18 protein-coding genes are annotated in these 17,107 nt (G+C 71.4%); 13 read left to right on the top strand and 5 right to left on the bottom strand.

The window, feature by feature from the left end:
- Nucleotides 1-2 precede the first annotated feature (2 nt).
- Nucleotides 3-935: a serine hydrolase domain-containing protein gene (locus tag RM445_RS06590; protein ID WP_311555170.1), complete on the bottom strand. Its 933-nt coding sequence runs from the start codon at nucleotides 933-935 to the stop codon at nucleotides 3-5.
- 117 nt (nucleotides 936-1,052) lie between these two features.
- On the opposite strand from RM445_RS06590, the gene msrA reads away from it, so the two are divergent.
- Nucleotides 1,053-1,589: a peptide-methionine (S)-S-oxide reductase MsrA gene (gene msrA, locus RM445_RS06585; protein ID WP_311555169.1), complete on the top strand. Its 537-nt coding sequence runs from the start codon at nucleotides 1,053-1,055 to the stop codon at nucleotides 1,587-1,589.
- Nucleotides 1,590-1,592: 3 nt separating this feature from the next.
- Here msrA and RM445_RS06580 read toward each other — a convergent pair whose 3' ends face one another.
- The 3 genes from RM445_RS06580 to RM445_RS06570 are packed head-to-tail and all read right to left on the bottom strand — an operon-like array spanning nucleotide 1,593 to nucleotide 3,957.
- Nucleotides 1,593-1,874: a biotin/lipoyl-containing protein gene (locus RM445_RS06580; RefSeq protein WP_311555168.1), complete on the bottom strand. Its 282-nt coding sequence runs from the start codon at nucleotides 1,872-1,874 to the stop codon at nucleotides 1,593-1,595.
- 2 nt (nucleotides 1,875-1,876) lie between these two features.
- Nucleotides 1,877-2,950, bottom strand: coding sequence for an alpha-ketoacid dehydrogenase subunit beta (locus tag RM445_RS06575; RefSeq protein WP_311555167.1), 1,074 nt, complete (start codon nucleotides 2,948-2,950; stop codon nucleotides 1,877-1,879).
- Complete coding sequence (locus RM445_RS06570; RefSeq protein WP_311555166.1) at nucleotides 2,947-3,957, bottom strand: thiamine pyrophosphate-dependent dehydrogenase E1 component subunit alpha; 1,011 nt, start codon at nucleotides 3,955-3,957, stop codon at nucleotides 2,947-2,949. The genes RM445_RS06575 and RM445_RS06570 overlap by 4 nt, the downstream gene beginning before the upstream one ends.
- 128 nt (nucleotides 3,958-4,085) lie before the next feature.
- Here RM445_RS06570 and RM445_RS06565 point away from each other — a divergent pair, with 128 nt between their 5' ends.
- The 10 genes from RM445_RS06565 (at nucleotide 4,086) to RM445_RS06520 (ending at nucleotide 12,123) form a co-directional block, all read left to right on the top strand.
- Nucleotides 4,086-4,355, top strand: a complete 270-nt coding sequence (locus tag RM445_RS06565; protein ID WP_311555165.1) for an HPr family phosphocarrier protein — start codon at nucleotides 4,086-4,088, stop codon at nucleotides 4,353-4,355.
- 203 nt (nucleotides 4,356-4,558) lie between these two features.
- On the top strand, nucleotides 4,559-5,206 hold the full coding sequence (gene srlA, locus RM445_RS06560) for a PTS glucitol/sorbitol transporter subunit IIC (protein ID WP_311555164.1): 648 nt from the start codon (nucleotides 4,559-4,561) through the stop codon (nucleotides 5,204-5,206).
- Nucleotides 5,203-6,273 (top strand): PTS glucitol/sorbitol transporter subunit IIB, encoded by a 1,071-nt coding sequence (srlE, locus tag RM445_RS06555; RefSeq protein WP_311555163.1) that lies wholly within the window; start codon nucleotides 5,203-5,205, stop codon nucleotides 6,271-6,273. Before srlA ends, srlE begins: the two co-directional genes overlap by 4 nt.
- 96 nt (nucleotides 6,274-6,369) lie before the next feature.
- On the top strand, nucleotides 6,370-6,738 hold the full coding sequence (locus tag RM445_RS06550) for a PTS glucitol/sorbitol transporter subunit IIA (protein WP_311555162.1): 369 nt from the start codon (nucleotides 6,370-6,372) through the stop codon (nucleotides 6,736-6,738).
- A gap of 69 nt (nucleotides 6,739-6,807) precedes the next feature.
- Nucleotides 6,808-8,136, top strand: a complete 1,329-nt coding sequence (locus RM445_RS06545; RefSeq protein WP_311555161.1) for an NAD(P)H-dependent oxidoreductase — start codon at nucleotides 6,808-6,810, stop codon at nucleotides 8,134-8,136.
- Nucleotides 8,133-8,462, top strand: a complete 330-nt coding sequence (locus tag RM445_RS06540) for a hypothetical protein (protein WP_311555160.1) — start codon at nucleotides 8,133-8,135, stop codon at nucleotides 8,460-8,462. Before RM445_RS06545 ends, RM445_RS06540 begins: the two co-directional genes overlap by 4 nt.
- Nucleotides 8,459-8,866, top strand: a complete 408-nt coding sequence (locus tag RM445_RS06535) for a transcriptional regulator GutM (protein WP_311555159.1) — start codon at nucleotides 8,459-8,461, stop codon at nucleotides 8,864-8,866. The genes RM445_RS06540 and RM445_RS06535 overlap by 4 nt, the downstream gene beginning before the upstream one ends.
- A gap of 12 nt (nucleotides 8,867-8,878) precedes the next feature.
- Complete coding sequence (locus RM445_RS06530) at nucleotides 8,879-9,979, top strand: hypothetical protein (protein WP_311555158.1); 1,101 nt, start codon at nucleotides 8,879-8,881, stop codon at nucleotides 9,977-9,979.
- Nucleotides 9,980-10,004: 25 nt separating this feature from the next.
- Nucleotides 10,005-10,358, top strand: a complete 354-nt coding sequence (locus tag RM445_RS06525) for a hypothetical protein (RefSeq protein ID WP_311555157.1) — start codon at nucleotides 10,005-10,007, stop codon at nucleotides 10,356-10,358.
- A 49-nt stretch (nucleotides 10,359-10,407) separates the two neighbouring features.
- Nucleotides 10,408-12,123, top strand: a complete 1,716-nt coding sequence (locus tag RM445_RS06520) for an alpha-keto acid decarboxylase family protein (RefSeq protein ID WP_311555156.1) — start codon at nucleotides 10,408-10,410, stop codon at nucleotides 12,121-12,123.
- 3 nt (nucleotides 12,124-12,126) lie between these two features.
- On the opposite strand, the gene RM445_RS06515 is transcribed toward RM445_RS06520, so the two are convergent.
- Complete coding sequence (locus RM445_RS06515; protein WP_311555155.1) at nucleotides 12,127-13,254, bottom strand: alpha/beta hydrolase; 1,128 nt, start codon at nucleotides 13,252-13,254, stop codon at nucleotides 12,127-12,129.
- Nucleotides 13,255-13,348: 94 nt separating this feature from the next.
- Here RM445_RS06515 and RM445_RS06510 point away from each other — a divergent pair, with 94 nt between their 5' ends.
- Both RM445_RS06510 and rph read left to right on the top strand, forming a co-directional pair.
- Complete coding sequence (locus RM445_RS06510) at nucleotides 13,349-14,350, top strand: LLM class flavin-dependent oxidoreductase (protein WP_311555154.1); 1,002 nt, start codon at nucleotides 13,349-13,351, stop codon at nucleotides 14,348-14,350.
- 156 nt (nucleotides 14,351-14,506) lie between these two features.
- Nucleotides 14,507-17,104, top strand: a complete 2,598-nt coding sequence (gene rph, locus RM445_RS06505) for a rifamycin-inactivating phosphotransferase (RefSeq protein ID WP_311555153.1) — start codon at nucleotides 14,507-14,509, stop codon at nucleotides 17,102-17,104.
- The last annotated feature ends 3 nt before the right edge of the window (nucleotides 17,105-17,107 follow it).

The raw sequence follows: 17,107 nt of genomic DNA, 5'->3' as shown, positions 1-17,107 counted from the left end.
GCCTACAGCAGATCGCGGAGGCAGCGGGCGACGGTCACGGTGTCCCCCGCCTCGGCCAAGGCGACGACCACGGTGTCCGTCCGGGGTTCGACGATCAGGAACTGGCCGCCCGTCCCGTCGCAGTAGTAGGTCCCGTCGTCGCAGAGCCACAGGCCGAGGCCGTAGGCGTTCGCCCGCAACGGGGGCTCGTAGTCGCTGGAGGCCCGCACGGCCGGCGACCGCATGCACGCGATCCACGCTCGCGGGACCACCTGCCGGCCCTCGTGCACGCCACCGGCGAGGAGCATCCGCCCGACGGCGGCGAGGTCGACGGCCGTCATCGACAGCCCGGTGGCCGCCGCCTCGTACCGGCCGTAGGCGGTCCACGTGACGTCCGTGATCCCCAGCGGGCGCAGGACGAGGTCGCCGACCACGTCGCGCAGGCCCACCCCGAGTTCCTCGCGCACCATCGCCGAGATCAGGTACCACCCGGCGTTCGAGTACGCGAAGTGCGAGCCCGGCCGGTGGACGAGCTCGTGGGCGAAGATGTGGTCGAGCAACGACCCGCGGTCGCGGCCCTCCAGGTCGCGGCGGAACAGGAACCCCTCGGCGTTGCCCGTCGTGCTGGTGAGCAGGTGACGTAGCCGGACCGCGCGGAGGTTCTCGCGCCCGGCCGCTGGCTGGCGCTCCAGGAACTCTGTGAAGTACGGCCAGATCTCGAGGTCCAGGGCCAGCGGCCGACCGCGCAGGCGGGTTCCGTCGGCGATCGCCGCACCGACGGCTAGGGAGACCACGGCCTTCGTGATCGACCGCAGGTCGACGCGGGCCGACGGAGGGGCGAAGTCGTGGACGAGGACCTCGTCGCCGCGGGAGACGACGAGGGTCCTCATCCGCAGGCCCTCCGACCTCGCCGCCGTCAGGCGGTCGACGACGCGGGCGAATCCCTTATCGATCACTGCTCGTGTCTCTCCCGAACGTCGGCGTGCAGGACGCTGGCGGCGAATAACGGCACGGCCCATGCTGTTGTCCCATACGGGAGCGGGCGACGTCCCGCCCATGATCGAGGAGTGACGGTGACCGACACCAGGCCAGACACCACCCAGCGCGCGGTGCTCGCGGGAGGGTGCTTCTGGGGCATGCAGGACCTCATCCGGCGTCAGCCCGGCGTCGTCTCGACCCGCGTCGGCTACACCGGCGGCACCAACGCCAACGCGACGTACCGGAACCACCCGGGCCACGCCGAGGCGATCGAGATCGAGTTCGACCCGGCGCAGACGAGCTACCGCGACCTGCTCGAGTTCTTCTTCCAGATCCACGACCCGACCACCCGCGACCGGCAGGGCAACGACCGCGGGACCTCGTACCGGTCGGCGATCTTCTACGTCGACGAGGACCAGAAGCGGGTCGCCGACGACACGATCGCCGACGTCGAGGCGTCGGGTCTGTGGCCGGGCAAGGTCGTCACCGAGGTGACGCCGGAGGTCCCGTTCTGGGAGGCCGAGCCCGAGCACCAGGACTACCTGCAGCGCATCCCGTGGGGCTACACCTGCCACTACCCGCGGCCGAACTGGCGGCTCCCCCGCCGCGCCGACGCCTCGACCGGCAGCTGACCGTTATCCCAGAAGATCGCTGAGGTCGCCGAGGCCGTCGTCCTCGGCGCTCTCGACGTAGCCGAGCTCGCCGCCGACAGGGACCGTGTCGCCCTCCGTGGCGGTGAGCCGGGTGACCGTGCCCTCGACCTCGGACTCGACCTCCATCTCGACCTTGTCGGTCGCCACGACGGCGACCGCCTGGCCCTTGGTGATGGTGTCACCGACGGAGATCTGCCAGCTGAGGAACTCGCCCTCCTCCATCGTCATGGACATCTTGGGCATGCGGATGGGCACCTCGGGCACGGTCAAGCTCCTTTCGCGAGCCGGCGGGCGGCAACGACGATGTCAGGGATCTGAGGGACGGACGCCTTCTCCAGCTCAGGGGCGTACGCCATCGGTGTGTCCAGCCCGGCGAGCCGGACGACCGGGGCCTTCAGCGTGTGGAAGGCGTCGGACTCGACGATCCGCGCGGCGATCTCGGCGACGAATCCCGCGTTCCGCGGTGCCTCCTGGACCAGCAGCGCCTTGCCGGTGGCCGCGACCTCGGTGAGGATCGTGGCCTCGTCGAGCGGGCTGATCGTGCGCGGGTCGACCACGGTGACCTCGATGCCCTCGGCGGCGAGTTCCTCCGCGGCGGCCATCGCCTTCCCGACCATCACCGCGGTCGCCACGATCGTCAGGTCGCTACCGCGCCGGCGCACCTCGGCCTTGCCGAGCGGGACGTAGTGACCGGCGGGCACTTCGCCCTTCTGCTTGTAGAGCAGCTTGTGCTCCAGCACCAGGACCGGGTTCGGGTCGTCGACCGCAGCGCGCAGCAGACCCATCGCGTCCGCCGGCGTGGCGGGCATGACGACCTTGATCCCGGGGACGTGGGCGAACCAGGCCTCGAGGCTCTGCGAGTGCTGCGCGGCCGCTCCGGTTCCGGACCCCGCGGGGGCGCGGATGACCAGCGGTACCTGGGCCGCGCCGCCGAGCATGAAGTGGATCTTCGCGGCCTGGTTGACGATCTGGTCCATCGCACAGGTGACGAAGTCGGAGAACTGCAGCTCGACGATCGGGAGCATGCCGCACAGGGCCGCCCCGACCCCGGCGCCGACGATCGCGATCTCCGAGATCGGGGTGTCGCGGACCCGCTCGCGGCCGAACCGCTCGAGCAGCCCGGTGGTGACGCCGAACGCGCCGCCGTAGACGCCGATGTCCTCTCCCATGAGGAAGACCCGCTCGTCGTCCGCCATCAGGTCGGTCAGGGTCTCGCGGACCGCCTCGGCGTAGGTCAGTTCCCGGGTGTCGCCCGGAGTGGCGCCGGCAGCAGCCACACCGGGACCGTCGGTCGGGTTGTCGACGTCCGGCGACACCGTCGGCGAGGTGGGGGTGGTCATGCGGGCACCTCCGCGTGGTTGCCGGCGTCAGCGTCGGCGTAGACGGCGTCGAGCAGCAGGTCGCGGTCGGCCGGCGCAGCCGGCGCGGCGTTGGCGGTGCGGATGGCCTCGCGGACGGCGTCGGTGGCCGCCTTGCGGGCGGCAGTGATCTCGGGATCGGTCAGCGAGCCGGCCTTGCGCACGGCGTCCTCGAAGCGGGTGATCGGGTCGCGCTCCTGCCAGGCGGCGATCTCCTCGCGGGTGCGGTAGAGGTTCTTGTCGCTCTTGGAGTGGCCCTTCCAGCGGTAGGTCACGTTCTCCACCAGCGTCGGCCCACGGCCCGCCCGCGCCCGCTCGGCGGCCGTGGTGACCATCTCGTAGACGGCCTGCAGGTCGTTGCCGTCGACGGTGACGCCGGGGAAGCCGTACGCCCCCGCCCGCGCCGAGATGTTGTCGATCGCGAACGCCTCGTCGGCCGCCATCGACATGCCGTAGTGGTTGTTCTCGCAGACGAACACCACCGGCAGGTCCCACACCGCGGCCAGGTTCGCCGCCTCGTGGAACGCGCCCTCGTTCGCCGCGCCGTCACCGAAGAAACTGACGACGACCTTGCCGGACCCGGTCAGCTTCTGGGCCAGCGCGGCGCCGACCGCGATCGGGATTCCGCCGCCCACGATGCCGTTCGCGCCCAGGTTGCCGGTCGCGACGTCGGCGATGTGCATCGATCCGCCGCGACCTCGGCAGTAGCCGCTGTCCTTGGCCAGCAGCTCGGCCATCATGCGGGTCAGGTTTGCACCCTTCGCGACACAGTGGCTGTGCCCCCGGTGCGTCGAGGTGATCAGGTCGTCGTCGCGCAGTGCGAGGCACGTTCCGGTCGCACTCGCCTCCTGACCGATCGACAGGTGCATCGTCCCGTGCATCAGACCGCGGGCGAAGAGCTGGTCGACCGCCTCCTCGAACCGCCGCGCCGTCCACATCGTCTCCAGCGCGCGGCGCGCCGCCTCGGGTTCCTTGGCCAGATCGCGCATCGGACTCCTCTCATGAGCGATGGCTGATTGTTGACCGAGAAGCGTCGTCACACAAGTCCTTGTCATTCACCGACGTGAACATGCATAGTGGTGCACCGCACAGCAACGCCCCACCAACGGAGGTGCCCGTGAGCGAGCGGCAGGTCACGATCGGCTCGAAAGTGGGGCTGCACGCGCGGCCCGCATCGCTGTTCGCCAAGGCCGTGAAGAACGCCGGCATCCCTGTGAAGATCGCGAAGAACGGGCAACCGCCGGTGAACGCGGCGAGCCTGCTGAGCCTGCTGACCTTGGGCGCCGAGTTCGGCGACCAGGTGACGCTCTCCGCCGAGGGTGACGGCGCCGACGCCGCGCTCGACGAGCTCGCCGCGATGCTCGGCAGCGAGCTCGACGTCGACTGACGTCGGCGGATCGACAACCGGGCACACGGAAAGTCTTGTGCTCCAGGTCTCACCGATGCTAGGAAAGCGGCGCTCAGATGTGAGCGCTCGGCACCTTCGTGCCGATGGCGAGATCCGAGCAGTGATCGCAGCTTACGGCGACGATCACCGCAGGCACCTCGCAAGTCCAGGTAGGACGGCGGACTACGCAACGAGAGGCTCCCATGGAAGCGATACTCTTGGCCCAAGATCAGCCGCCTCCGACGGGGGCGTCCACCAACCCGGTCCTCAACGGGATCATCTGGGCGGGCGAGCACTTCATCGGCCTGTTCAACGAGGCCGGCAAGCAGTTCGCCGGCTTGATCACCGGCATCCTGCCGACCCTGATCGTGCTGCTCACGTTCATGTACGCGGTGATCAAGTTCATCGGCGAGGACCGGGTCACCCGGGCGGTGCAGTGGTCGGCCAAGTGGTGGATCACCCGCTACACGATCATGCCGATCCTCGCCGTGCTCGTGCTGACCAACCCGATGGCCTACACCTTCGGCCGGTTCCTGCGTGAGCGGCACAAGCCCGCCTTCTACGACTCGGCGGTCTCGTTCGTCCACCCGGTCACCACGTTCTTCCCCTACGCCAACGCCGGCGAGCTGTTCGTCTGGCTCGGCGTCGCCAACGGGGTCATGCAGCTCGGGCAGTCCACCGTCCCGCTCGCCGTGCGGTACTTCGCCGTCGGCGTGGTCGTGATCCTGATCCGCGGCGTGGTCACCGAGTTCATCACCAACTACCTGATCCGGCGCGAGGGCAAGACCGCGCTGTTCGACTCGTACGACGCCGAGTACGCGGCGACCGCAGCAGGAGGTTCCGCGCGATGACCACTGTCGACCCTGACGGCGGCGACCCGCAGTACCGTCCCGTCTTCGTCCGCGCCGGCCGCGGCGGTTGGGGCCAGGGGCTGGAGCTGACCCCGACCCCGGACAAGTACAAGGTCATCTCGGTGACCGGCGGGGGCATCCACCCCGTGGCCCGGCGGATCGCCGAGCTCTCCGGTGGCGAGGCGGTCGACGGGTTCCGCACCAAGGTCGAAGACGCCGAGGTGCTGGCGGCCGTCATCAACTGCGGCGGAACGGCCCGCATCGGCGTCTACCCGCGCAAGCGGATCCCGACCGTCGATGTGTTCCCCGGTGAGCCGGGCGGCCCGCTGGCCCAGTTCATCACCGAGGACATCTTCGTCTCCGCCGTCAGCCCCGAGGACGTGTCGCTCCTCGAGGGTCAGGCGGTGACGGCCGGCGTGGGCGCGGCCGCGGCCGGAGCCGTCGGGACGGCGCCCACCGCGCGCACCGACGCGGCCGAGGGAGGTCCGGCCGGAGGCCCGCTGCCTCCTCTTCCTGACGAGTCGGGGACCGAGGACCGCGCCCCGCGCGGCTTCTTCGTCAAGTTCGGCACCGGCGTCGGCTACATCATCAACACGTTCCTCGCCGCGGCCCGGCAGTCGATCAACCTGACGCTGAACACAGTGCTGCCGTTCATGGCCTACGTCAGCCTGCTGCTCGGCTTCGTCATCTACACCGGTATCGCCCAGTGGATCGGCGGCCTGCTCGCACCACTGAGCAGCAACCCGATCGGGCTCATCGGGATCGGCATCGTGGTCGCGCTGCCCTTCCTGTCGCCCATCCTCGGACCGGGGGCCGCGGTCGCCCAGATCGTCGGTGTCCTCATGGGCACCCAGATCGCGACCGGGGCGCTGCCGGTGCAGTACGCGCTGCCCACCCTGTTCGCCATCGACGGCCAGGTGGGCTGCGACTTCGTCCCGGTGGGCCTGGGGCTCGGCGAGGCCAAGGTCGAGACCGTCGAGGTCGGGGTGCCGGCCGTGCTGTTCAGCCGGCTCATCACCTCACCGCTCGCAGTGATCATCGCCTGGCTGGCCAGCTTCGGCCTCTAGGCACCGCTCGTTGCTCGTTCCTCTCGGGGCGCTCGTCCGGACGCGGGTCCGGACGGGCCACCCCGGGGCCACCGTCGATCCGGAGATGCAGCTGCCGTGACCTACTACCGCACCACCGTCGTCGAGATCGGACCGGAAGCCGGGGAGATGATCGAGGCAGGCGTGCTCATCCTGTTCGGAGAGCCGCTCCCCGAAGCCCTCGCCGAGGTCAGCATCGTGCACCGGCCGTCGCAGACGCTGTCCGGGAACGCCGTGTCGGTGGGCGACGTCGTGTCGTTCGCCGGCACGGACCTGCGGATCGACGCCGTCGGCGAACTGGCGACGAGGAACCTCGACGACCTCGGCCACGTCGTGCTCTACATCAACCAGCCGGACCAGAAGCTGCTGCCCGGAGCCGTGCTCGCGAGCGGCGACATCCCCGACCTCAAGGCAGGCGACGTCATCGAGTTCCGCTCGTCCTCCTGATTTTCACCGTCCTGATCCCCGCGTCCTGATCCCTCGCGTCCTGATCTCACAGCACTAGGAGAAGCCGAAATGGCATACCGTGAGCGCCTTCTCGAGCGGCAGCGGAGCACCGGTCGGCCCGTGCGGGTCGGCCTGGTCGGCGCCGGGCAGATGGGCCGGGGGTTCGTCGCGCAGGTCCGGAAGATCGCCGGCATGGAGGTCGTGGCCGTCGCCGACGTCGACCTCCAGCGTGCCACCGGCGCCCTCAAGTCCGCCGGAATCGAGAACGTGATCACCGGCGACGACCACGACAAGCTCACCAACGTCGTCGCCGAGGGCGGCACCGTCGCGGTCAACGACGCAGCGCTGCTCACCGCGCTACCCGTCGACATGGTCATCGACGCCACCGGCGTCCCCGAGATCGGCGCGCAGATCGCCCTGCGCAGCATCCTCGCCGGCAAACACGTCGGCCTGCTCAACGTCGAAACCGACATCACCGTCGGCTGGCTGCTCTCCCGCATGGCCGCACAGTCCGGCGCGGTCTACACCCTGTGCCGCGGCGACGAGCCCGCCGAGGCACTCAAACTCGTCGAGTTCGCCCGCGACCTCGCCTTCGACGTCGTCTGCGCCGGCAAGGGCAAGAACAACCCCATGCGCCCGCACGACACCCCGTCGATGCTGACCGACGAGGCCAACCGCAAGAAGATGAACCCCAAGATGCTGGCGAGCTTCGTCGACGGCTCCAAGGCCATGATCGAGATGGCGGCGCTGGCGAACGCGGCGGACCTCGGCGTGGCCAAGCGCGGGCTCAGCGCCTACAAGACGACCGTCCCCGAGCTGCACAACGTGTTCAAGCCGTCGGCCGACGGCGGCATCCTCGACCGCAGCGGCGTGGTCGACTTCGCCACCGGGCCGGTGGCCCCCGGCGTGTTCGTCGTCGCCCGCAGCGACGAGCCCACCGTGATCGAGGAGATGGACTACCTGGGCATGGGTGCCGGGCCGTACTACTCCTTCTACCGCCCCTACCACCTGGCCAGCATCGAGGCGCCGCTGTCCATCCCGCCCGCCGTGCTCGACGGGATCAGCGACATCCACCCTCGCGCCTGGCGGGCCGAGGTCGCCGCCGGCACCAAGCGGGCGGTCACGGCCGGCGAGACCATCGACGGCATCGGCGGCGAGTACGTCTACGGCATGATCGACAGCGCCGAGGTGGCCCGCGAGGAGAACCTCGTCCCGCTCGGCCTGCTCGCCGGCGCCCGCCTCACCCGCGACGTCGACGTCGACCACCTCCTGACCTACGACGACGTCGAGCTCGACACCAGCACCACGATCTACCAGCTCCGCGCCCTGCAGGACCAGCTCCTGGCCACCGAGCCGCCCGGCACCGTCGGCCCGATCCCCGGCATCCCGAAGGCATGACCACTCCGACACCGGACGAGACGGGCGCCGCGCCGGCGCGGTGCCCGTCGTGCGGAGGACGATGGATCGACGGCAGGATCGCCATGCCGATCGTCGGCGGGCTGCGCTTCACCTACCGGCTCGGGACGAACGAGGTGACGACGGAGGTGGCGGCCCGCATGTGTGGCGACTGCGGACAGGTCGACCTGCGGGGCCGCGAACCGGACCTCATCCGGCGGGCCGAGCAGGCCTCCGCACAGGCCGGGCCGACGCAACGTTGGGCACTGCGGTCACACCGATCGACGGGCGGCTACCGGTCGCGCTACGGACAGGAGCGAACTGAGTGAACACCCCCTGGACCTACCTGCTGCTCTTCCTCGCGATGTCGCTCACCGCCGTCAGCGCGCTGGCCCAGCACAAGTACTACACCCGGACCGTGCGCCGCCTCGCCCGCGAGAACAACGACCCCGGCAGCGTGCTGGTCAGCGGCCGCGGCAAGGGCCGCGTGCGCGGCGCGATCGCCGTCCTCGTCCTCGACAAGCAGACCGAGGTCATCCGAGCGGCCGCGGTCATGGAAGGCGCCTCGGTCCTGGCCCGATTCAAGCAGCGTCCGGACTGGGTGGGCCTCTGCGCCCGCGACGACCTGCCACGGTCCTCGCCGCGCCTGGCCAAGGCGGTCGCCGACGCCCGGACGCACATTCCCGGCCGCCGGAAGCCACTGCCGACGCCCGGCTCGATGCTGCGTCGTTAGAGGCGCGCACGCATGGCTCCGCGACGCGATCCGGTCCCCGTCCCCGCTGCGGAGGCGTTCGATCGGCAGGACCGCGACGCCCGGCTCAGCCAGGCAGCCGTCGTGCTGTCGGTCGGGGCCGCCGTCGCGGGCGAGCCGGAGCGCGTCGACAGCCCGGCGGCGATCGGCCTCCCGAGCGACCTCAGCTCCTACCGCAGCACGGCGCAGATCACCGTCGGGGAGGCGGTGGCACCGCTCGACGTGTCCCTCGACGACCACCTCGCCCGCCGTGGCGTGCCGGCCACCCGGGCCGACCTCCTCCGCCGGCTCGTCGAGCAGCCGGATCCGATCAGCGCGGCCGCCCTCGTCGAGGCCAACCTGCACAGTGAGAGCCGGTTGGTGCGCACCGCCGCCGCGGTGGCCGCTCTCGACACCACCGGACCGCGCGACGACGTGCTGGCCCAGCTGGTCGACGGCGCCTCCCGCGGCGATGCGCTCACGCGCGAGATCGGCCGCATCGGGGTCGCCCGGGTCGACCCGCAGCATGCGGTGCTGCGCCGCGTCGTCGGTCGCCCGTCACGTTCCACCGGACGCGACCAGCCCTCGCACGCCGCGTTCCTCACCCACGGATCCTTCGCGGCGCTGACGACGTGGTGGCAGCCGGGCGGCGACTTCTACACCTACCTCGACTCATTGGTTCCCCCGCTGGCACTGCACGACCCGAGCTTCCGGTGGAGCGGCCTGTACGCCGACGGAGCACGTCAGCTCGCCGCGCAGCAGATGGTCGAGTGGGTCGCGGCCGAGAACCTGCACAGTCCCGATCTCTTCGCGCACAGCCACGGCGGGACCGTCGCGCACCTCGCCACCCTCCGCGGGCTGCGGCTCGACCGGCTCGTGCTGCTGAGCTGGCCCGTGCACGCGGAGTGGTTCCCGGACTTCGCGAACGTCGCGCGGATCATCGACGTGCGGGTGCGCCTGGACCTGGTGATCATCGCGGACCGCGGGGGCCAGACGTTCACCCCGCCGCCGGAGCAGGCGGGAAAGGTGACGTCGCACGTCAACGGGTGGTTCGAGCACGGCGACACCCACGAGCCCGCCTACTGGCAGCGGCACGGGCTGCCGGCCGTGCTGTGAACCGGCCCGGACGTAGCCTCGCGGGGTGAGCTCCGCCGCAGCCGCCAGGGTCCTCGCCGCCGGAGCGGCGTGGCGGCTCACCGGTGTGGCCGCCGCGGGTCGGGCCCTCCTCGCCGCCGTGAGCCGGGGCGGCGAGACCGAGCGGACGGCCGCCGCGACCATGCTGGTCCGCGCCGGTGATCGCTCCGTGCCCCTGGTGGCCGGGGCGCTCCTGGACGGCAGCGCGAGCGTCGGTCTCGTGGAGGTGCTCGGCAGCATCGGCACGGACGACGCGAAGGAGGCGCTGCGCCGGGTGGCGGACGCTCCCGGGTCGCGGGTCGTCCCACCGGCTCGCGACGCGGCCGCCGACACGCTGCGGACGCTGGACGAGATCGGGTGACGGCGCCCGGACCTTTCCCGCGCCGCCCATGATCGGGCAGGGTGGGCGGATGTCGACGACCACCGCGCCTGCCGCCGGGCGAACCACGAGCGACGGCAACTACCGGGTCGCCGACCACCTCGTCGACCGGCTGGCGGAGCTGGGGGTCGACCGCATGTTCGGCGTCCCCGGCGACTACAGCCTCGCGATGCTCGACCACGTCACCCACCACCCGACGATGCGCTGGACCGGCTGCACCAACGAGCTGAACGCGGGCTACGCCGCCGACGGCTACGGGCGGTTGCGTGGGTTCGCGGCCCTCTGCACGACGTTCGGCGTCGGCGAGCTCAGCGCCGTCAACGCGATCACCGGCAGCTACGCGGAGCACGTGCCGGTGGTGCACGTCGTCGGTGCGCCGGCGCTCGCGACGCAGGCGCTCCGCCGCCCCGTCCACCACAGCCTGGGCGACGGCGAGTTCGGGCTCTTCATGGCGATGCACGAGGCCATCACCTGCGCCCGTGCCGCACTGACCGCGGGGAACGCCATCGCCGAGATCGACCGGGTGCTCACCGCCGTCCGCGACCGCCGCCTGCCCGGGTACCTGCTCCTGCCCGCCGACGTCGCGCAGGCGCCGGTGTCCCCCGCGGCCGAACCGCTGCCGCCGTACGTCGACACCACCGACCCCGAGGCCCTCGACGCCTTCGTCGACGCCGCGCAGCGGCTCCTCGACCGCGCCGGGTCCGTGAACGACGTCAGCGTGCTGGCCGGGCTGCAGGTGCACCGGTTCGGCGCCGCGCCGCACCTGCAGCGGCTGCTGTCCGTGGGAGTTCCGCACGCGACGACCCCGTGGGCCAAGAGCCTGGTCGACGAGAGCGCACCCGCCTTCGCCGGCACCTACTCCGGAGCCACGGGCAGCACCGAGGACACCCGTCGTACCATCGAGGACGCCGCCGCGCTGATCCTCGCGGGCGTCCAGTTCACCGATCTGAACAGCGGGTTGTTCAGCCAGCGGATCACCCGCGCCCGGACGATCGAGCTGGGCGCGCGCTCGGCGAGCGTCGGGGCGGCGACCTTCGCACCGCTGGAGCTGCCGACCGCGCTCGCCGCGCTGGAGCCGCTGGTCGCCGGCCTCGACAGATCCGCCCCTGCCGGGCCCACCACACCCGAGCCGACACCGGAGCCGGCCGCGGACGACGCACCGCTGAGCCAGGACGCGCTGTGGCAGGAGACCGCGGGGTTCCTGCAGGCGGGCGACATCGTCCTGGCCGACCAGGGCACCTGCTTCTACGGGATGGCCCCGCACCGCCTCCCCGCGGACGTCACGTTCGTCGGCCAGCCGCTGTGGGCGTCGATCGGCTACACGCTCCCCGCGCTGCTCGGGGCCTGCACCGCACAGCCGGGACGGCGCGGGATCCTGCTGATCGGCGACGGGGCCGCACAGCTGACGGCGCAGGAGCTGGCCACCGTCATCCAGCAGCGGCTGCCGGCGGTGGTCGTCGTGGTCGACAACGACGGCTACACCGTAGAACGCGCCATCCACGGCCCTGACGAGCCGTACAACGACATCACCCACTGGGACTGGACCCACGCTCCGGCCTTCTTCGGCGCCGACGACGGCCGCGCCGCGGCGACGAAGGTCCGCACCGTGGGCGAGCTGCGGGCGGCCTTCGCCGACGCGGCGAGCCACGCCGAGCGGCTGAGCATCATCCAGGCGGTCGTACCGCGCGACGACGTCCCCGCGCTGCTCGACACGCTCGCCCGCGCCCTCGGCCACGCGAAGCGGTAGGGCCTATCCACCGAGGTGCTGGTCGAAGAAGGCGGCGATCTCGCCGAACGCCTCGGTGGTCTCGGGGACCCCGGGCTCCAGGAACTGCGCATGGCTCATGGCCTCGAAGACCTGCAGCGTGGCGGGTACGCCGGCCTGCCGCAGCTTGCGGTGCGCCCGGACGGTGTCGCTCAGCAGCAGGTCACGCGTCCCGGACGTCAGGATCGCCGGAGGCAGGCCGCGGAAGTCACCGAAGACCGGTGAGACGAGCGGGTCGCGCAGGTCGTGACCTGCGGCGTACAACGGCGCCGCCGCACCGACCCAGCCCGTGTCGGACACCAGCACGTTGTCGACGAACTCGTTGGCGTTGCGCGAGTCGCCGTCGCCGGTCAGGTCCACCCAGGGCGTGCCCGGGGCGATCGCCGCCGGCAGGGCGACGCCCTCGTCGCGGGCGCGCAGCATCAGGGCGAGGGTGAGCCCACCCCCGGCGGAGGCACCGAAGACCCCCATCCGCCGCGGATCGGTCTGCGCGGACAGCGCCTTCCAGACGGCCAGTGCGTCGTCGAGGGCGGCGGGGAACGGGTGGTCGGGTGGCATCCGGTAGTCGACGGAGACCACCTCGTACCCCTCGAGGCCGGACATGATCATGCCCTCGCCCGCGCCGACCTCACCGGGATACAACACATATCCCCCGCCGTGCAGGTGCATCAGCACCTGGCCGCGACGCTGCGCGGGCACCTGCGGCGGGCTGATCTGGAACACCGGCACTCCGGCGATCACGTCCTTCTTCACCGAGACCCCGAGCTTCGCGATCAGCGCGGGCAGGTCCGGGTCGACCGCGCTCTGCGCGGCCAGTGCCCGCCAGCCGGTCGCGTCCGGCGGGACATCGTTCCACCCGGCGGCGAGCGGGGCACCGACGATCGGGGCGAACTCGGTGCTCACGGTGTCCGGGGTGGGCAAGGGCCGGGCTGGCACCATCCGTGTGCCGGACGGCGCCGGGGACGGTGACGGTGACGCCGGTACCGGCGGTGCGGTGGGAGCCGGGGCGGCCGGCGAGCACGCGGCGGCCGCGGCGAGCCCGGCAGCGGTCGCCGCAGTGCCGAGCAGCCGACGGCGGCTGAGCGCGCTGCCGGTCGGGCGGGTCGTGGTCATGACACACCCTGGATCGCGCTGCTCCAACGGCACTCCAACCGGCTCCGGTGTGCCGTGGAGCGTCGATGGAGCGCCACGGCCGACACTGCAACGCATGGAGATCTGGTTGCACGGGTTCCCCGTCCCCCGGCATGCGGCCGCGCTCGCGGTGGAGGCCGAGGAGCGGGGATTCGACGGGCTCATGCTCGCCGACAGCGAGAACCTCGTCGGTGATCCCTACGTGGAGCTCGCCCTCGCGGCGCGGGACACCACACGGCTGCGGCTCGGCGTCGCCGTCACCAACCCGGTGACCCGGCACCCCGCGGTCACGGCCTCGGCGATCGCCACCCTGCAGATCGAGTCCGGCGGCCGGGCGGTGCTCGTCCTCGGCCGCGGCGACTCCGCGGTCCTCCAGCTCGGCATACGGCCCGCGACGACGGCGCAGCTCGAGCGCGCCGTCGGTGACATCCGGGCGTTCCTGCGCGGTGACGACGTGCCGACGGTGGAGGGCGCGAGTGCCCGCATGGCGTGGATCGCCTCGTTCGCACCGGCCGAGGTGCCGGTGTCGGTCGCGGCGACCGGCCCGGCCACCATCGCGCTCGGCGCCCGGACGGCGGGGCGCGTCGATCTCACGGTGGGAGCTGACCCCGAGCGGGTCGCCTGGGCCGTGGCCGAGGCACGGCGCGCCGTACCCGAGGGAGCGGCCCCGCCGTCGCTCGGCGCGTTCGTCAACGTCGTCGTGCACCCCGACGTCGCCGTCGCCCGCGACCTGGTGCGCGGCAGCGCCGCGATCTTCGCCCACTTCGTCAGCGAGGGCCCGGCCGACGTGCTGTCCGGCGCGGACCGCGCGGTGGTCGAGCGGCTCGGCACGGCCTACCAGGAGGCGCAGCACGGGCTCCGCACGGCGAGCCACTCGGCAGTACTGCCCGACGAGTTCCTCGACCGCTTCACGGTCGTCGGCCCGGCCGACCACTGTGCCGAGCGGTTGCGGGAACTCGTCGACCTGGGCCTCGACCGGATCATCATGGTGCCGGCGTCGCGCGACGCGGACCCGGAACGCGTGGCGGCGTCGAACCGGCTGTTCGCCGAGGAGGTCATGCCCCGGCTGCGCGGCTGACGACCCGGAGAAACCGCCGCGAACGACAAGGGCAAGGAGTTCTCACCCCTTGCCATTCTCAACGTATAGCGCACCGGGGGGCTTGCGGCAAGCCCCGGGCCGGGTCGCAGAATCGGCGGCCGAACGACGACCCACGGCTTCCCCGGAGGTACATCGATGATCGAGCGGTTCGTACGATTTCTTCACGAGGTCGACGAGACGCAGGTCGGGGTGGTCGGCGGCAAGGGCGCACACCTGGGCGGGTTGTCACGGATCGACGGCGTCCGCGTGCCGGCCGGTTTCTGCGTGACGACCGACGCCTTCCGACGGATCATGGCGGACGCGCCGTCGATCGACGACCGCCTCGATCAGCTGTCGCGCCTCGACCCGGACGACCGGGAGGCGATCCGCACGCTCAGCGCGGAGATCCGCCGGATCCTCGACGACACCGCCATGCCCGGCGAACTCGCGGTGGCGATCACCGACGCGCTCAGCCGACTCGGCGAGCATGCGGCGTACGCCGTCCGCTCCAGCGCGACGGCAGAGGACCTCCCGACGGCCTCCTTCGCGGGCCAGCAGGACACCTACCTGAACGTGGTGGGCCCGACGGCGATCCTCCGGCACGTCAGCCGATGCTGGGCCTCGCTGTTCACCGAGCGGGCCGTGACCTACCGCCAGCGCAGGGGTATCGACCACCGTGCGGTCCACATGGCCGTGGTCGTGCAGCAGATGATTTTTCCCGATGCGGCGGGCATCCTGTTCACGGCCGACCCCGTCACGGGGAACCGGAGGGTCGTCTCCGTGGAGGCCGGCTTCGGCCTCGGGGAGGCCCTGGTCTCCGGCCTCGTCAACGCGGACGTCTACACAGTGCGCGACGGCGAGGTCGTCGCCACGGCGATCGGCACCAAGCGGCTCGCCATCCGCGCCACGCCGGGGGGCGGGACGCAGGAACAGGCGATCGACCCGGAACTGCAGGACCAGCCGGTGCTGACCAAGGCGCAGGTCGTGCGGCTCGCACAGCTGGGCCGGCGGATCGAAGCGCACTTCGGCCGCCCCCAGGACATCGAATGGTGCCTCGCCGGCAACGACATCCAGATCGTCCAGAGCCGGCCGATCACCACGCTGTTCCCCGTCCCCGAGGCCGGCGACCAGGAGAACCACGTCTACGTCTCCGTCGGTCATCAGCAGATGATGACCGACCCCATAAAGCCCCTCGGGTTGTCCTTCTGGCAGATGACGACCCCCGCTCCCATGGCCGAGGCCGGCGGGCGCCTGTTCGTCGACGTCACCCAGAGGCTGGCCTCGCCGTCGACCCGCCCCGGCCTCCTGGATGCCCTGCAGAGGTCCGATCCGCTGATGGGGGACGCGCTGCAGACCATCCTCGAGCGCGACGGGTTCATCCGCCCGCTCCCCGACGAGGGTGCCCCCGGGCCACTGTTCGGCGGCTCACCGGCTCCGATCGAGACCGATCCGGCGATCGTCACCGAGCTGATCGAGCGCAGCCAGGCATCCGTCGCCGCCGCGGAACACGACATCGCGACATTGTCCGGAGAGGCGCTGCTCGACTTCATCCAGACGGACATGCAGGAGCTGAAGCGGATCCTGTTCGATCCGCGGAGCCATCAGGTGTTCATGTCGGCGATGGAGGCCGCGTGGTGGCTCAACGATCACTTGCTGGAATGGCTGGGCGAGAAGAACGCGGCCGACACGCTCACGCAGTCCGTTCCCCACAACGTCACGTCGGAGATGGGGCTGGCGCTTCTGGACGTCGCGGACGCGATCCGTCCGCACCCCGACGTGGTGGCGTTCCTGCACCACGTCGACGACGACGCCTACCTCGACGAGCTGGCCACGCTCTCGGGCGGGCCGGAAGTGCGGGACGCCATCGAGGGGTGGCTCGAGAAGTACGGCATGCGTTGCGTCGGGGAGATCGACATCACGCGGCCGCGGTGGGCCGAGCGCCCCTCGACGCTCGTGCCCGTGATCCTCGGCAACGTCAAGAACTTCGAGCCGGGCGCCGGGGCGCGGCGCTTCGAGCAGGGACGCAAGGAGGCGTGGGCGAAGGAACAGGACGTGCTGGAGCGCCTGCGGGCGCTGCCGGACGGGGAGAAGAAGGCCGACGAGGCCAAACAGATGATCGACCGGGTGCGGACCTTCATCGGGTACCGCGAGTATCCGAAGTACGGCATGGTCAGCCGCTACTTCGTGTACAAGCAGGCCCTGCTGAGGGAGGCCGAGCGCCTCGTGGAGGCCGACGTGCTTCGCGCGAAGGACGACATCTTCTTCCTGAGGTTCGCCGAGCTCCACGACGTCGTGCGCACCAGGCACGTGGACGACGAGCTCATCCGTCGACGCAGGGACGCGTTCACGTCGTACCAGGCGCTCACACCGCCCCGGGTGCTCACCTCGGACGGCGAGGCCGTCACCGGGGCGTACCGACGCGACGACGTGCCGACCGGTGCCCTGGTCGGCCTCCCGGTCTCCGCCGGGGTCGTCGAAGGGCGGGCTCGCGTCATCCTCGACATGGCGCGGGCGGATCTCGAACCGGGCGACATCCTGGTCACGGCCTACACCGACCCCAGCTGGACGCCGTTGTTCCTGGCGATCACGGGCCTGGTCACGGAGGTGGGAGGCCTGATGACCCACGGCGCGGTGATCGCCCGGGAGTACGGCCTGCCGGCCGTCGTCGGCGTGGTGGATGCGACGCGACTGATCCCCGACGGACAGCGGATCCGCGTCCACGGAACCGACGGCTACGTCGAGATTCTGCCCTGAAAG

Source organism: Pseudonocardia charpentierae, from assembly GCF_031845345.1.
Taxonomy (GTDB): Bacteria; Actinomycetota; Actinomycetes; order Mycobacteriales; family Pseudonocardiaceae; genus Pseudonocardia; species Pseudonocardia charpentierae.
Note: the sequence above shows the minus strand (reverse complement) of the source record. Positions and strands in the feature narration are given on the sequence as shown.

Bases quoted from the DNA above. Each gene is read 5' to 3' on its own strand.
- RM445_RS06570 (WP_311555166.1), bottom strand. From the start codon at position 3,957: ATGCGCGATCTGGCCAAGGAACCCGAGGCGGCGCGCCGCGCGCTGGAG.
- RM445_RS06520 (WP_311555156.1), top strand. From the start codon at position 10,408: ATGTCGACGACCACCGCGCCTGCCGCCGGGCGAACCACGAGCGACGGC.
- rph (WP_311555153.1), top strand. From the start codon at position 14,507: ATGATCGAGCGGTTCGTACGATTTCTTCACGAGGTCGACGAGACGCAG.
- RM445_RS06515 (WP_311555155.1), bottom strand. From the start codon at position 13,254: ATGACCACGACCCGCCCGACCGGCAGCGCGCTCAGCCGCCGTCGGCTG.
- RM445_RS06510 (WP_311555154.1), top strand. From the start codon at position 13,349: ATGGAGATCTGGTTGCACGGGTTCCCCGTCCCCCGGCATGCGGCCGCG.
- srlE (WP_311555163.1), top strand. From the start codon at position 5,203: ATGACCACTGTCGACCCTGACGGCGGCGACCCGCAGTACCGTCCCGTC.
- RM445_RS06530 (WP_311555158.1), top strand. From the start codon at position 8,879: ATGGCTCCGCGACGCGATCCGGTCCCCGTCCCCGCTGCGGAGGCGTTC.
- RM445_RS06545 (WP_311555161.1), top strand. From the start codon at position 6,808: ATGGCATACCGTGAGCGCCTTCTCGAGCGGCAGCGGAGCACCGGTCGG.
- srlA (WP_311555164.1), top strand. From the start codon at position 4,559: ATGGAAGCGATACTCTTGGCCCAAGATCAGCCGCCTCCGACGGGGGCG.
- RM445_RS06540 (WP_311555160.1), top strand. From the start codon at position 8,133: ATGACCACTCCGACACCGGACGAGACGGGCGCCGCGCCGGCGCGGTGC.
- RM445_RS06575 (WP_311555167.1), bottom strand. From the start codon at position 2,950: ATGACCACCCCCACCTCGCCGACGGTGTCGCCGGACGTCGACAACCCG.